This is a genomic window from Pseudomonas sp. BF-RE-25 (genome assembly GCF_019956105.1).
Taxonomy (GTDB): Bacteria; Pseudomonadota; Gammaproteobacteria; order Pseudomonadales; family Pseudomonadaceae; genus Aquipseudomonas; species Aquipseudomonas migulae.
Genome location: NZ_JAHBDB010000054.1, coordinates 17,930 through 32,508, shown reverse-complemented (window position 1 = coordinate 32,508; position 14,579 = coordinate 17,930). Strand labels below are relative to the sequence as shown.

Here is a 14,579-nt window from a genome sequence, read left to right as displayed (position 1 = left end):
GCCGGCTCCTACAGGGGGGCGCGGTGTTCTTACGTGAACTCCTCGCGCAACATCGCCACAAACGCTTCTCGCGCCGGGTGAACCCCGGCGTTTTCATGCCAGTAAAACAGGTTGTCGATGGCGGTCAGTTCAGGGAACTCATACCCCGCGCACCCCGCGCCTTTGGCGTACTGATCGAATACTCCTTTAGGCACCAGCGCGACCCCCGCCCCCGCGCTGACGCACCCGACAATCGCGCCGTAACTCGCCAGGCTGACAATCGGCAGCGCCTGCCCCTGGCGCAACAACCAATGTTCCAGCGCCGCACGGTAAGGACACCCCTGGGGCCACATGAACACGGTCTTGTCCTGCAAATCGGCGATCTCGCGCACCGGCCCCAGCGACGTCGAGGCAATCAGCAGCAGCTCCTCGCGGTACATCGGCGTGCGCTTGAGTTGTGAGCGCTCGACATCCACCGCGACGATTGCGCCGTCGAGCCGGTGGTTGGCGGTGTCATCGAGCAATTGGCCCCAGGTGCCGGTGGTCAGCTCCAGCGCCACCGCCGGATAACGCTTGTGGAACTTGGCGAGCAAACGCGGCAAGCGACCGGTGGCCGACGATTCGATGGCGCCGATGCGCAACGGGCCGGACGGCTCGGCGGCGGGGTCGACCGCCCGTTTGGCCTCAGCCGTCATGGCAAGAATCTTCGAGGCGTAGGCCAGAAAAGTCTGTCCCGACGGACTGATGCGCAACCCTCTGCCTTCGCGGATAAACAACGCGACGCCCAACTCCGCTTCCAGCGACTTGATCCGTGCCGTGATGTTCGACGGCACGCAATGCAACAGCTCGGCCGCCCGGGCGATGCTGCCGACGTCGGCCACGGTTTTGAACATGCGAATCTGTGCCAGCTCCATACATCACCCAAAGTGAACGGTTAGCGCAGTATAAGTCAGTTGTGGCGAACGGTCCGCATTCTGATACTCGAAGCATCTGCCCACAGGTGCCCGACCATGCAAGCGCTCTCAACTGCCACCCCTCCCCTCAAAATCATCCTGGCCATGGCCTTCGTCGTCGCGTGCTGGGGCTATTCCCCGACCGGTATTCACATCGGCTTGCAAGCCTATGATCCCGGGCATCTGGCATCGCTGCGGTTTCTGCTGGCGTCGGTGTTCATGGCGCTGGTCGCGGTGTTCAAAGGCATCAGCCTGCCGACCCTTCGCGATTTGCCAATGCTGTTCGGCCTCGGCTTTTTTGCGGTGAGCCTGCATCACGTGGCGATCAATTTTGGTCAGCAAGGGGTCAGCGCCGGTGCGTCCAGCGTGTTGGCGCAATCGACGCCCTTGTTCAGCACACTGCTGGCGCGCTTCGTGTTCAAAGACCAAGTGAGCGCGTGGCGCTGGGGCTGTGTTTTTCTGGGATTGATCGGTGTGGTGATTGTGGTCGCGGGCGATCGCGGACTGGGCAGCATCGACGCCCATGGCCTGTTGATTCTGCTGGCGGCGGTGTCCTGGAGTTTCTACTTCGCGTTGCAGAAACATCACTCCGGGCGTTACGACGGGCTGACACTGGTCTGCTACACGGTGTGGTCGGGGACCGCGTTGTTACTGGTTTATCTGCCGGGGTTGGCGGCACAAGTGGTCAACGCGCCGATGCAGGTGCAGCTGGCAGTGCTGGCGCTGGGCATTTTTCCGAGCGCGCTCGCCTACCTGGCCTGGGCATTTGTGTTGGCTCACGTTGATTTGAGCCGGGCGACGATGACGCTGTATCTGGTGCCGCCGACGGCCATGGCGATTGCCTCGTTTGCGCTGGGGGAGCGGCCGACGGTGATGATCGTTGTCGGGGGGACAGTGGTGTTGGTCAGTGTGCTGGCGTTGAATCTGGAGCGGCGGTTGGTGGCGATTCGGGTGGAGGGTGTTTGATTGGAGTTTTGTGGTGATGGGGCTGGCGCCTTCGCCGGCAAGCCGGCTCCTACAGGGGATCGCGGCTCGGCTCTGCGCCAGCCGGATTCCGCGAAGGCGGTTAATCGCGATCCGCCAGAAACCGGTCCCGACTGTTGGTCAGGTGCAGCCACATTGCCGCCCGCGCCGCGTCCGCATCCTGACGCTTGATCGCGTTGAGAATCGCCTCGTGTTCCAGATTGGCCAACTGCCCCAGCTTGCTCAAATCCGCCGCGCCACGTTCAGCCGCGTTGACGCGAGTGCGGGGGATCATCGCGCTGCCCAGGTGCTGCATGATTTCCGTGAAGCAGACATTGCCGGTGGCCTCGGCGATCAGCAGATGGAAACGCCTGTCGGCTTCGACACAACTGTCGTTGTTGGCGAGCAGGCTTTGGTAATCGTCCAGCGCTTCGCGCATCTGCGCCAATTGCTGGTCCGTGCGCCGAATCGCCGCCAGCGCGGCGGCCTGGGTTTCGAGGCCCAGGCGCAACTCCAGGATGCTGCGCACGCCCAGCGCGGTATCGACATTCAGTCGTAGCCCCTGCTCCGGTGCGCGCTCGATGACAAACGTGCCGATGCCGTGCCGGGTTTCCACCAGCCCCGACGCCTGCAACTTCGAGATCGCCTCGCGCACCACGGTGCGACTGACCCCGTGCTCCTGAACGATGCTGTTCTCCGACGGTAGCTTGTCCCCCGGCAGCATCTGGCCGAGCAGGATGCTCTGGGTCAGTTTCGCGACCAGGTCATGGGCCAGGTTGTGAGTGCGCTTGCGGGCAGGCGCGTCGAGGTCATCTTGCATGGCAATCATCCGGAAGCAGGGCTAAGCGGATCGTAGCACTGCGGTCGAACGGTTTCTCAAGAAAACCGCCTCCAACTTGTATGACAACACTCAACAAAACAGACATCCAAGACTAAAACAAAGCATACAAACGCCCCTAAACCGAATAAAAAATGACCTTAACCATACTATTTTGTTGAGCATTACCTCTTGCAGGATAAAAAAATGTAGTTGTATGATGTCTAGCAACAACGCCACACCTGCAACACCCCGCATAAAAATAATCAGTGGGAGAAAACCAAGTGAATACATCCGTATCCGGGATGCACGACGGTGCCGATTCGGTCCTGAAGTCCGCCATCTCGAAAGTGAAACGCCACGTTCTGCCGCTGTTCGTCATCATGTTCATCGTCAACTACATCGACCGCGTGAACATCGGCTTCGTCCGCGCCCACATGGAACATGACCTGGGCATTGGTGCTGCCGCCTACGGCCTCGGTGCCGGCCTGTTCTTCATCGGCTACGCGCTGTTCGAAGTCCCCTCCAACATCCTTCTGCAAAAAGTCGGCGCACGAATCTGGCTGACCCGCATCATGCTGACCTGGGGTCTGGTGGCCGCCTGCATGGCGTTCATCCAGAACGAAACCCACTTCTACATCCTGCGATTCCTGTTGGGCGTGGCTGAAGCCGGCTTCTTCCCCGGGGTGATTTATTACTTCACGCGCTGGTTGCCCGGAGTAGAACGCGGCAAGGCCATCGCGATCTTCCTCAGCGGCTCGGCCATTGCCTCGTTGATCTCCGGCCCGTTGTCCGGTCTGCTCCTGCAAATCAGCGGGTTCGGCATGCACGGCTGGCAATGGATGTATTTCATTGAAGGCATGTTCTCGGTCGGGCTGTGCGTATTCGTCTGGTTCTGGCTTGACTCCAAACCCCACGACGCCAAATGGCTGAGCCGCGATGAGCAAGACGCGCTGGTCAAAGCCATCGATGACGAACAACTGGCCCGCGAAGCCGCGACGCCGATCAAACCGTCGCTGGGCACGCTGCTCAAGGATCGCCAGATCATCCTGTTCTGCCTGATCTACTTCTTCATCCAGCTGACCATTTACGCCGCGACCTTCTGGCTGCCGAGCATCATCAAGAAGATGGGCGACCTCAGCGACATTCAGGTCGGGCTGTTCAACTCGATCCCGTGGTTGCTGTCGATTGTCGGCATGTACGCCTTCGCGTCGCTCTCGACGAAATGGAAACACCAGCAAGCCTGGGTCGCCGCTGCCCTGCTGATCGCTGCGGCGGGGATGTTCATGTCCACCACCGGCGGGCCGGTCTTCGCTTTCGTGGCGATCTGCTTCGCGGCGCTGGGGTTCAAATCGGCTTCTTCGCTGTTCTGGCCAATTCCCCAGGCGTACCTCGATGCACGGATCGCCGCCGGCGTGATCGCGCTGATCAACTCGGTGGGCAACCTCGGAGGCTTCGTCGCGCCGACCACTTTCGGCCTGCTGGAACAACACACCGGCTCGATTCAGGGCGGCCTGTACGGTTTGGCCGCGACCTCGATCATCGCCGCGATCATCGTCTTCGCTGCACGCAACACACCGAAAACCGCACCAGCCGTTGCGCTGGGCAAACCAACGCCCAACCACGCCTGATCGCTGCTATTTAAGGACAAGAACATGAACCAACAAGACACTGCAAAAGCCCCGATCATCACCAGCATGCAAGTGGTTCCGGTGGCCGGTCACGATGGCATGCTGCTCAACCTGAGCGGCGCCCATGGCCCGTTTTTCACCCGCAACATCGTGATCCTCAAGGACAATGCCGGGCACACCGGCGTCGGTGAAGTGCCGGGGGGCGAGCGCATTCGCCAGACTCTGGAAGATGCGCGCAGCCTGGTGGTCGGCAGCCCGATCGGCACCTATCAGAGAATTCTTAACCAGGTGCGCCAGACCTTCGCCGACCGCGATGCCGGTGGTCGCGGCTTGCAGACGTTCGACCTGCGCATCACCATTCACGCGGTGACGGGCCTGGAAGCGGCGCTGCTCGATTTGCTCGGCCAGCATCTGGACGTGCCCGTCGCGGCGCTGCTCGGCGAAGGCCAGCAACGCGACGAAGTGAAGATGCTCGGCTATCTGTTTTATGTCGGTGATCGCAACGCCACCGATCTGGCTTACCGCAGCGAACCGGACGCCGACAACGACTGGTTCCGCGTACGCCACGAGAAAGCCATGACCGCCGACGCCGTGGTGCGCCTGGCGGAAGCCGCCCACGCCCGTTACGGGTTCAAGGACTTCAAGCTCAAGGGCGGCGTGCTCAGTGGCGACGAAGAAATCGAAGCGGTCACCGCGCTGGCCGAACGCTTTCCCGACGCGCGCATCACCCTTGATCCGAATGGCGCCTGGTCGCTGAAAGAAGCGATCCGTTTGTGCCGCGATCAGCATCACGTCCTCGCTTACGCCGAAGACCCGTGCGGTGCGGAAAACGGTTATTCAGGCCGGGAAGTCATGGCCGAATTCCGCCGCGCCACGGGCCTGAAAACCGCGACCAACATGATCGCCACCGACTGGCGGGAAATGGGTCACGCGATCCAGTTGCAATCGGTGGACATCCCGCTGGCCGACCCGCACTTCTGGACAATGCAGGGTTCGGTTCGCGTGGCGCAGATGTGCCACGAATGGGGCCTGACCTGGGGCTCGCACTCCAACAACCACTTCGATATTTCCCTGGCGATGTTCACCCACGTCGCGGCTGCTGCACCGGGTGAAATCACCGCCATCGACACCCACTGGATCTGGCAGGACGGCCAGCGCCTGACCAAAGCGCCGCTGCAAATCGTCGACGGTTGCGTACAAGTGCCGAAGAAACCGGGGCTCGGGGTTGAGCTGGACATGGACCAACTGGCCAAGGCCCATGAGCTGTACAAAGGCATGGGGCTGGGTGCGCGGGATGACAGCGTGGCGATGCAGTTTCTGATTCCGGGGTGGAAATTCGATAACAAGCGACCGAGCCTGGTGCGCTAGTCGTCGGTACACCGCACACCTGTAGGAGCCGGCTTGCTGGCGATAGCGGTGGTTCAGTCGACACATTTATCGTCTGATAGGACGCCATCGCCAGCAAGCCGGCTCCTACAGGGTGAGCGGTGTTTGGGCGGCATGCAAAAGCCACCCCTTGAACGCCGCCATCGCCGACGTTTCGGGCCGTGACTGCAAGCGGGTCAGCCAGTAGCTGCCGGTGGTGATGCCGATAGCGAACGGTTGCTCGATGACTCCCGCCGCCAGTTGCCGGGCGAACATCAACGGCGGCGCCAAGGCCACACCCGCACCTTGCAACGCCGCCTCCATCATCGCCAGCGAGGAATCGAAGACGATGCTGCGAGGCGGTGCGGCATGGGCAGGCAGGCCAGTGGCCTGAAACCATTCGGGCCACTCATCCGTGCGATAGGAACGCAGCAACGTTTGCTGCAACAGATCGTCCGGCGTGTGCAGTTGCCGGGCAATCTCGGGCACGCACAACACCGACAACGGCGCTTCGATCAACCTGACCGCTTCAATCCCGTGCCACGCTCCCGCGCCAAACCGAATCGCGTAATCCAGCCCTTCTGCCGCCACATCCACTCGATTGTTGTGGGTCGACAGGCGCAAATCTATGAACGGATGTTTCGCCTGAAAGTCCGCCAGTCGCGGCAATAGCCAACCGACCGCAAACGTCCCCACTGCGCCCACCGTCAACACTTCGCGAAAATGCCCGCCTTCGAAACGCTCCAGGGTTTCGGCGATTCGATCGAAGGACTCACGCAGCACCGGCAACAAGGTCTCCCCTTCACTGGTCAGCATCAGCCCGCGTGGCAGGCGTTTGAACAGGGTGACGTTGAGCTGGGCTTCCAGGCTTTTGACCTGATGACTCACCGCGGCTTGCGTGACGCACAACTCCACCGCCGCCCGTGTAAAACTCAGATGACGCGCAGAGGCCTCGAAGGCGCGCAGTGCGTTGAGCGGTAATTGCGGGCGGATCATGCCAACTCCCAAATTTTTCTAATGGCTAAGCCGAGATATTGTCGTTTGTCGAAGCACGGCATACTGAATAGATTTGGCACGCCCGGCGACGGCCCGATTCATAAACCGCTCGGAGTGTAGCGGGTTTAATCATCAAATCTCATGGACAGCAGCTCAATCATGCACAACTCAACATTCGGCAAGGTCTTATCCTGCAGCGCTTTCGGACTGCTCCTCAGTGCAGGTTACTGCGTTGCCGGGAATCAGACTGACACGCAGATCGAAGCCGCGGTGAATGCCGCGGTTACCCCGATCATGCAGCAACAGAACATTCCCGGCATGGCCGTCGCGATCACCGTGAATGGCAAGCAGCATTACTTTAACTACGGCGTAGCCTCGAAGGAAACCGGCACGCCCGTCACCGAAAGCACCCTGTTCGAGATCGGTTCGGTGAGCAAAACCTTCACCGCCACCCTCGCCGCCTACGCCCAGGCCAGCGGCAAACTGTCCCTGTCGGACAAGGCCAGTCATGTCCTGCCGGCATTGCGCGACAGCGCGTTCGATCACGTCAGCGTGCTGCAACTGGGCACCTACACCGCCGGCGGCCTGCCGCTGCAATTCCCTGACAATGCCGATGCAGCGGACAAGATGCTCGGCTATTTCAAACAGTGGAAACCGGAATACGCCGCCGGCAGCCATCGGCTGTATTCGAACCCGAGCCTGGGGTTGTTTGGATATCTGGCGGCCAACAGCATGGGGCAGCCGTTTGATGAGCTGATGGAAAAGACCGTGCTGCCCAAGCTCGGCTTGAAGCACACCTTCCTCAAGGTGCCGCAGGATCAGATGGCGCTTTACGCTCAGGGTTACAACAAGGAAGACAAGCCGGTGCGGGTCGAGCCGGGCGCGCTGGACTCAGAAGCGTATGGTGTAAAAACCAGCGCCTCGGACCTGCTTCGCTACGTCGAGGCGAACATCAAACCGTCTGGCCTTGAAGCGCCGATGCAGCAAGCCATCGCCACGACGCATGCCGGTTACTACACGGTCGGCGACATGACCCAGGGGCTGGGCTGGGAGTTTTACCACTACCCGATCACCCTCGATAAATTGCTCGCCGGCAACTCGTCGCCGATGGCGATGGAGGCGCACAAAGTCCAGTGGCTGAACCCGCCGCAAGCTCAACCGGACAACGTGTTGATCAACAAGACCGGCTCCACCGGTGGCTTCGGTGCGTATGTGGCGTACGTGCCCTCGAAAGACATCGGCATTGTGATCCTGGCCAACAAAAACTACCCGAACCCGGAGCGAGTCAAAATCGCCCATGCGGTGTTGAGTGCATTGACTCAGTAACCTACGAACCAACCTCCTGTAGGAGCGAGCCTGCTCGCGATGGTCGTCAACGATAACGCTGCATACCTGACACCCTGGAGCTCTCAGGTTCTTCGCGAGCAAGCTCGCTCCTACAGGGGGTAAGCGGCGCTAACAAAAATGGGCGACCTGTTGAGGTCGCCCATTTTTGTTAGCGCGTGGTCATCTACGCCTTCAATCGTCAGGCATTTCCGGCGGCTTGGCAGGCTTCGCCGGTTTACCCGGTTTCGCCCCCTTGGTACCGTTAGGCGGTGCGGCTTCTGTGACGGGCGGCGGGGTTGGCACCGTGGCTTCTTTCTCGGTGGACGGTAACTGGTCGACCGTACTGAAAATCGCCTTCAGATCAACCGCGTCCGATTGCTCGAGTTTTTTTTCGCCATCCTTGCCAACCAGAATCACCTTGGTCTTGGCCCCTGCCCCCAACTTGAGCGAACGGATCAAGGCTGCCGTGTCTTGCGGCCCGAGGTCTTTGCCTTCGCGCTGGCCCATCAGGTTGAGCACGGTGTACAGGACCATGTTCCGGTCGGTGAATTCCTTGCGATTGGCCGGCTCATCCAGTGACTTTTTCAGGCTGACCCACGCCGGGTCGACCGTGCTCGGCGCGATGACAATCAGCGGCCGGGACCTGCCCTTGTCCATGTCCAGCGGTGAGTCGCCATCGGCGGCGAGCAAGGGGCCGGCGAAAGCCAGCAGGGTTGTCAGGGTCAATGACCTGATGAGCATGCGCATCTCCTTTTGATATCCACGCTCTAATGATTGCGCATCGCGGCGTTCGTTCCGGGGTCGCACCGCAATTGTGTTTCGCCTTGACCCAAGCTTAGGTCAGGGCGGTCATTGCGCAACAGGCTGAGCTAATCTCAAGACTCGATATACACCTGAACCGCCGTGAGGATCCCGCCATGAGCGCTCAGCTGAATCACACCATCGTCTGGTGCCGAAACAAACAGATATCCGCGTCGTTTCTGGTCGAGATTCTCGGCTTGCCCGCCCCCGAACCCTTCGGGCCGATGTTGATTGTGAAACTCGAAAACGGCGTGTCGCTGGACTACTACGACAATGACCCGCCGATTGCCTCTCAGCATTATGCGTTTCTGGTCAGCGACGACGATTTCGATGCGGCGTTCGCTCGCCTGCAAGCCAGGCAGCAAGCGTGGTGGGCTGATCCCTGCAAACAGCAGCCGCAACAGATCAACGATTATGGGGGTGGCAGGCGCGTGTATTTCGATGACCCGGACGGGCATCTGCTGGAGATATTCACCCGGGAATGAATGCGGCCAGCGGCAGAAATCAGCAACACAAACAATGCTGCCGGGCATCTTAAGGATCTTCTTGCACCACAAAGGACGTTAGCCGCCTTATCAGCGGTGTCGCAAGTAACACGAATGGCACAATGGTCATCCAGGCAACCAGCCAGGCTTTTAATCCATACGACAGCAACTGGCTAGCCGGAAGGCTTGAAGGACTGGCTATGGCCGTAGCAATAGCGCAGGTGATTGCGGACTGGATCACCGCAGAAGTTCGCTGGCGAAATCGCCGATGGAGCTTGGGCATTTCCGGTACTCCCAGACGGCTGCGTCGCAAGTAGCGAGCAGCCGGCTTGCATGGACCTTACTTGGCTTGGAGCAATTCAACAGTCTGCGCAGTCGTCAACAGAGCGTTGGCGATGTAACGGAAGTTGATCAGCGCGGCCAGGTAACCGTCCCCTTCCGGGGTGGTTGGGCCGGCGGTAGCGTCACGCACCACAGCCACCTCGAAACCTTGCTCGAGTAATTCACGCAGGTGCGACTCGACGCAAAGGTTGGCCGCCATACCCGCCAGAATAATTTGCGATACACCGTGCTTGCGCAACTGCAGCGCCAAGTCATTGGTTTCCGGCCCGTAGACCTTGTGTGGCGAAGCGATGATGGTTTTGCCGTCGAGAATGTACGGCTTGAACTCGGGCATGAAGTCCGCACCGGAGTTCTCGAAACCATCGAGGGTCAGCGGGCCTTTGCGATCGAACATGCAGATGGTGTGCATGACCTTTTCCAGCGGCCCGCCGAATTTCCACTCATGGTCGCACGGATAGTAGTAGTGCGGAGAGACAGCGACCGTGATGCCCGCACCTTTGGCGGCTGCGAACAACTGACCGAGGTGATTGACCACATCGTGTTCGACGATGCTCTTGCCAAACACATCCCAACTCACACCCTCAGGACTGAGGAAGTCGATTTGGGGGTCGATGACGACCAGCGCAGCGCGGGAAAGGTCAATTTCCATCCCTGGATTTGGCAGCGCAGGGCTGGCTGGATCTGCGTAATGTGCGTGGCGTGTTGTGTCGTTGCTCATGCCAATAGACTCCGATCGTGGGTAATAAAGTTGCTCTATGCCATGGCGCCCCTGCGGGCCGTTGCTTACCATCGGCGAGAACTTCATCCTATCCCCACCTTCTGATCCGACTTTGTCAGCACGTACAGAGTCTTTATCTGGTCGTCGCTATCATGGATATCCTGTCCGAATTCTTCGAACGCACGAACCTTCAAGGCAGGCTTTTCTTCTCTGGCCGGGTCGATGGCACTCTTGTCCTCGATAAGCCGCCAGGCATGGCGTTCATCCATGTCATCAGTCAGGGCGGTATCGACATGGTTCAGCCTGGCTTACCAAAGATTTCCATTGCCGAGCCCAGCGTGCTGTTCTGTCCGAGCAGTTGCCGGTATCAACTGCGCTCCAATACGATCGAGGGAGCAGAACTGATTTGCGCCTCATTTCAATTTGGGCGAAACACACAACACCCCTTCCCTCTCGGGCTCAAAGAAACCCTGATCTTCCCATTCAGAGAGCTGGAGAATCTCGACCCGGTCATTGGCGCGTTACTCGCCGAGTTTCGGGATCAGGAGGCTGGAAGGACCAAAGCGCTGAATCTGCTGTTGGAATACATATTTGTCCTGATCGTGCGACGCGCCGTTGCAGACGGACTGATATCCAGTGGATTGCTCTATGCCCTGCAGGATGGGCGCCTCGGCGCGGTGTTCAACAGCATCCATTCAGTGCCGGATGAGCTTTGGACCGTCGAGAAACTGGCGAGCCTGGCGAACATGTCCAGGTCGAAATTTTCCGCCTACTTCACTCAGATAATGGGGAATTCGCCTATGGGGTACGTCACCGCATGGAGGATGAAGGTGGCTCAGGACATGCTTCGTGATGGTGTTCAGATAAAAGTGATCGCCGAGTCGGTCGGTTACAGCTCGCAGGCGTCTTTTTCGAAAAGCTTTCTGAACGTCATTGGTTGCCCTCCAGCCGAGTGGCTGAAACGCGATGCCAGTGCAGAAGCACCCTTGGTGACCGCACACGTGCAGCCTGCACAAGATTTTCTGGTTTCACAGGCGTAACAGAGCAAGGATCGCCGAACCCAAACGAAGTCTTTATGACTACACTACGAGTCATATCGACTCCTTCCAGTCGTTGTATATATGACAACACACAATTATATCTTGTTGATATATAACAACAAATAAACTGGCACGATTCATGAAATAGTTTTGGAAATGCCTCCAAAGCAGGAAATCATCATGTCTCGTTCCATCCCCCTCAGCTTTACGCTTTGCCTATTGCTCTCACCTGTGTGCATGGCCGATCAGGTCGTCCGTGAGGTGCCTGATACCACCACTGGCAAGGGCGCCGGTGCCGTGACCGGATTGATGGTCGGCGCTGTGGGTGGCCCGATTGGAGCGCTGATCGGTGCCGGCGTTGGATTCTTTGCCGGCAGCGCTGTTCAGGAAGCGGCCGGTCTCACGGAAACCGCTTATGAAGTGAAGGACGCCCAAGGCGAAATCAGCACTGTTCGCTCGCCCAATGCCCGCTTCGAACCAGGTCAGCAAGTGACGCGCAAAGGTCCGCGCCTGGTGCGTCAGGACAGTTGATCCTGCCATCACCACGAACTTCTTCTTGGGATCCGGCCATGGGTCGGACCCTCTTTTTTCTCAGTATCAAAACCAGCCAACTGACTGATTTATAACGACTAAAAAATAGAATTGCCTAAACCGTGCGTGGGCCGGATTTGAATTTGCTGCAAAAACCTTTCAATCAATCCTGGGGTAACACAATGCAAGCCATCAACACCAAAGTCTTGAGCGCACTGGAAAACGTCATGGTGATTTCCACCACCGACCTGCAAGGCAACATCACTTACGTCAACGACCTGTTCTGCAAGCTGACCGGGTACACCAAGGAAGAATTGCTCGGTCAACCCCATAGCGTCGTGCGCCATCCTTCGTAGCCAAAAAGCACCTACAAGCAGATGTGGGACACCATCAAGAAAGGTGAAATCTGGACCGGTGTGATCCCCAACGTCGGGAAAGGCGGCGGCCTGTATGTGGTCGATACCACCGTGCAGCCACTGTTCGATGAGCAAGGCAGTATCGTCGAGTACATCAGCATCCGCCGGGTGATCAACGACCTGATGAGCGACTTCGAAGCGCTGGAGTTTTCCAAGGAGCAATTCGACGAACACTACGACAGGTAATCCGCCATGCCAGAGGTAATCGAACGCATCGTGATCGGTTACGGCTCTGAGTCCGGCAATGCTCGCGGGCTGACGCAGCGTTTGTTGCGTCTACCCTGCGTGCAGCCGTATGAACTGGCCGTGCAGGATCTCAACACACTTGACCTCGAAAAACTGACCTCCCGTGACCTGTTGATCATCGTTTGCAGCTCCTTCGGCGATGGTGATCCGCCGGGCAACGCCGATCGCTTCATGGATCAACTGAACCTGGCTGAACACCTGGGAGGTCAGCCCTATGCCATCTTCGGGCTCGGCGATACGGCCTACACGACCTTCTGCGGTTTCACTAAAAGCGTGGATGCCGCACTGCTGCAAAAACAGGCGACGCCGTGGATCAACCGCGTGGACGCCGACACCGATTTCGACGGATTCTTCGACGTCTGGTGCGCGACTCTCGCGGCGGTGCTCAAGGGCGATCGGCGCGCCGGCAGCACGCTGAACCTGCAAGTCACCGCCTATGGTGAAAACGCCGCATGGCCGGCGCGGGTGATCTCGCGCACCCGGCTTAACGCCACGGCGCCTTACGCCTGGCAGGTTCGCCTCGACATCGAAGGCAGCGGTATCAAGTACCGCGCAGGCGACAACCTGTATGTGCTCGCGCAAAACGACGGGCAATTGCTGGCGCAGATCGGCCACTGGTTCGGCCGCGAGGAAGCCGCCACGTTGCTGGCAACCAAGGAACTGCGCCAACTGGGTAAATCGCTGCTGCGCGACATTGCCCGGGTCAGTCAGCACGACACCCTGAAGACCCTGTTGAAAGTCAGCAATCGCAAGGAGCTGGAAGCCTATCTGTACGGCAAGGACGTGCTCGACGTGCTGGGCGACTTTTGTGAACCCGTGCACCTGAGCCTGGAAGACCTGGTCGAGTGGTTGCCCGATTGTTTGCCGCGGGCGTATTCCATTGCCTCCCACGACAACCCCGGCTACGTCGACCTGTGCATTCGCGAGATCGCCTACGACATGGCAGATCGCTCTCGCACCGGCACCGCGACCGGGCATCTCGCCGGGCAGCATCCCGACGTTCGGGTATTTGCCCGCAGCAACCCGCGCTTTCACCTGCCCCGCCAGGTCGAGTATCCGGTGGTGCTGATCGGCACCGGCACCGGCATTGCGCCGTTGATCGCGCTGCTGGAGCAGATCGAGCTGCAAAACAGCCCCGCGCAAACCTGCCTGATCTTTGGTGACCGTCGTCGTGCGTCGGACTTCCTCTACCAGTCGCGCCTGGAAAGCTGGCAGCAGAAAGGCGTACTGGACGAGGTGATCACGGCGTTCTCCCGTGACACTGACACGCGCTATTACGTACAGGACGCCATGCTCGAACACGGCGCCTATTTGTGGGCGTTGCTCGGCAAAGGCGCCCATCTGTACCTGTGCGGCAACAAAACCAACCTGGAACGAGCCATCGAACAGGCGCTACTGAGTATCGCCATGACCTTTGGCCAACTCGATGAGGACGAAGCACAGGCCTTCGTCGACGATTTGTCTGCCGGCAATCGCATGCACAAAGAACTGTATTGAAGCTTTCTCGTTTTCGAGGGTGGACGAGCCGCATCTCGTCTGCCCTTTTTTCTTACACCGCGCTTTATTCTTAGAGGCCTGTGGCACAGCGTAAACACCCTCTTGATGATAATCATCGCAATGAATATTCATCGATCTAACGATAGCTTTCAGCCGCGAAAGTCGCTTCATCTAAGGCAATGCAAAAAACAGCAACTTCATAGCCGGTTGCCAGACAAATATGGATAAGCAGCTAACACACAAGCATTTTTATTTACTTTCCTGACCGTTCGGCCAACAAAGACAGCAAAAATTATCTTCGTCGTCACGTTTTAAGCATTTCAATTCAACACTACTTTCTTATAAAATTCCCCGCCTTAATGGCCCCTGGCCAGCAACCTCGGAAAAGCGGCTCTCTCTCCCTTGAAAAGAAAAGCCCGGCGACACCTTGTTGCGACTTTTCCTGACATCATCCGGTACAGCTCCGAACACTG

16 protein-coding genes are annotated in these 14,579 nt (G+C 58.8%); 10 read left to right on the top strand and 6 right to left on the bottom strand.

Annotated elements, in window-relative coordinates:
• Positions 1-29 precede the first annotated feature (29 nt).
• Positions 30-893: a LysR substrate-binding domain-containing protein gene (locus tag KGB24_RS22140; RefSeq protein WP_008033671.1), complete on the bottom strand. Its 864-nt coding sequence runs from the start codon at positions 891-893 to the stop codon at positions 30-32.
• A 96-nt stretch (positions 894-989) separates the two neighbouring features.
• Here KGB24_RS22140 and KGB24_RS22135 point away from each other — a divergent pair, with 96 nt between their 5' ends.
• Entirely contained in the window at positions 990-1,898 is a 909-nt protein-coding gene (locus KGB24_RS22135) for a DMT family transporter (protein WP_223416174.1), read from the top strand.
• A 100-nt stretch (positions 1,899-1,998) separates the two neighbouring features.
• Here KGB24_RS22135 and KGB24_RS22130 read toward each other — a convergent pair whose 3' ends face one another.
• Entirely contained in the window at positions 1,999-2,715 is a 717-nt protein-coding gene (locus KGB24_RS22130) for a FadR/GntR family transcriptional regulator (protein WP_223416173.1), read from the bottom strand.
• Positions 2,716-2,996: 281 nt separating this feature from the next.
• On the opposite strand from KGB24_RS22130, the gene KGB24_RS22125 reads away from it, so the two are divergent.
• Together KGB24_RS22125 and gudD are read left to right on the top strand one after the other, a co-directional pair.
• A complete protein-coding gene (locus tag KGB24_RS22125) occupies positions 2,997-4,343 on the top strand; it encodes an MFS transporter (RefSeq protein ID WP_008033661.1) in 1,347 nt (448 codons plus the stop codon).
• A 24-nt stretch (positions 4,344-4,367) separates the two neighbouring features.
• Positions 4,368-5,711 (top strand): glucarate dehydratase, encoded by a 1,344-nt coding sequence (gene gudD, locus KGB24_RS22120; protein WP_008044644.1) that lies wholly within the window; start codon positions 4,368-4,370, stop codon positions 5,709-5,711.
• A 105-nt stretch (positions 5,712-5,816) separates the two neighbouring features.
• On the opposite strand, the gene KGB24_RS22115 is transcribed toward gudD, so the two are convergent.
• Entirely contained in the window at positions 5,817-6,704 is an 888-nt protein-coding gene (locus tag KGB24_RS22115; RefSeq protein ID WP_223416172.1) for a LysR family transcriptional regulator, read from the bottom strand.
• A gap of 159 nt (positions 6,705-6,863) precedes the next feature.
• On the opposite strand from KGB24_RS22115, the gene ampC reads away from it, so the two are divergent.
• Positions 6,864-8,030 (top strand): class C beta-lactamase, encoded by a 1,167-nt coding sequence (ampC, locus tag KGB24_RS22110; protein WP_223416171.1) that lies wholly within the window; start codon positions 6,864-6,866, stop codon positions 8,028-8,030.
• A gap of 192 nt (positions 8,031-8,222) precedes the next feature.
• Here the strand turns inward: ampC and KGB24_RS22105 are convergent, their stop codons facing one another.
• A complete protein-coding gene (locus KGB24_RS22105; protein ID WP_223416170.1) occupies positions 8,223-8,771 on the bottom strand; it encodes a DUF4174 domain-containing protein in 549 nt (182 codons plus the stop codon).
• A gap of 176 nt (positions 8,772-8,947) precedes the next feature.
• On the opposite strand from KGB24_RS22105, the gene KGB24_RS22100 reads away from it, so the two are divergent.
• Positions 8,948-9,316 (top strand): VOC family protein, encoded by a 369-nt coding sequence (locus KGB24_RS22100; RefSeq protein ID WP_008033652.1) that lies wholly within the window; start codon positions 8,948-8,950, stop codon positions 9,314-9,316.
• A 49-nt stretch (positions 9,317-9,365) separates the two neighbouring features.
• On the opposite strand, the gene KGB24_RS29475 is transcribed toward KGB24_RS22100, so the two are convergent.
• Both KGB24_RS29475 and KGB24_RS22090 read right to left on the bottom strand, forming a co-directional pair.
• On the bottom strand, positions 9,366-9,599 hold the full coding sequence (locus tag KGB24_RS29475; RefSeq protein WP_223416169.1) for a DUF2798 domain-containing protein: 234 nt from the start codon (positions 9,597-9,599) through the stop codon (positions 9,366-9,368).
• 57 nt (positions 9,600-9,656) lie between these two features.
• The gene (locus tag KGB24_RS22090; RefSeq protein WP_223416168.1) at positions 9,657-10,376 is read right to left on the bottom strand and encodes a cysteine hydrolase; all 720 of its coding nucleotides are present in this window, start codon (positions 10,374-10,376) and stop codon (positions 9,657-9,659) included.
• Between the two features lie 152 nt (positions 10,377-10,528).
• Between KGB24_RS22090 and KGB24_RS22085 the strand changes: the two genes are divergently transcribed.
• The 5 genes from KGB24_RS22085 to KGB24_RS22065 all read left to right on the top strand — a co-directional run bounded on the left by KGB24_RS22085 (position 10,529) and on the right by KGB24_RS22065 (position 14,106).
• On the top strand, positions 10,529-11,416 hold the full coding sequence (locus KGB24_RS22085) for a helix-turn-helix transcriptional regulator (RefSeq protein ID WP_008033647.1): 888 nt from the start codon (positions 10,529-10,531) through the stop codon (positions 11,414-11,416).
• A gap of 180 nt (positions 11,417-11,596) precedes the next feature.
• The gene (locus KGB24_RS22080; RefSeq protein WP_223416167.1) at positions 11,597-11,947 is read left to right on the top strand and encodes a YMGG-like glycine zipper-containing protein; all 351 of its coding nucleotides are present in this window, start codon (positions 11,597-11,599) and stop codon (positions 11,945-11,947) included.
• A gap of 182 nt (positions 11,948-12,129) precedes the next feature.
• On the top strand, positions 12,130-12,303 hold the full coding sequence (locus KGB24_RS22075; protein WP_223416166.1) for a PAS domain S-box protein: 174 nt from the start codon (positions 12,130-12,132) through the stop codon (positions 12,301-12,303).
• Positions 12,304-12,324: 21 nt separating this feature from the next.
• Positions 12,325-12,549, top strand: coding sequence for a hypothetical protein (locus KGB24_RS22070; protein ID WP_223416165.1), 225 nt, complete (start codon positions 12,325-12,327; stop codon positions 12,547-12,549).
• Positions 12,550-12,555: 6 nt separating this feature from the next.
• Entirely contained in the window at positions 12,556-14,106 is a 1,551-nt protein-coding gene (locus tag KGB24_RS22065; RefSeq protein ID WP_223416164.1) for a flavodoxin domain-containing protein, read from the top strand.
• Positions 14,107-14,579: the final 473 nt, after the last annotated feature.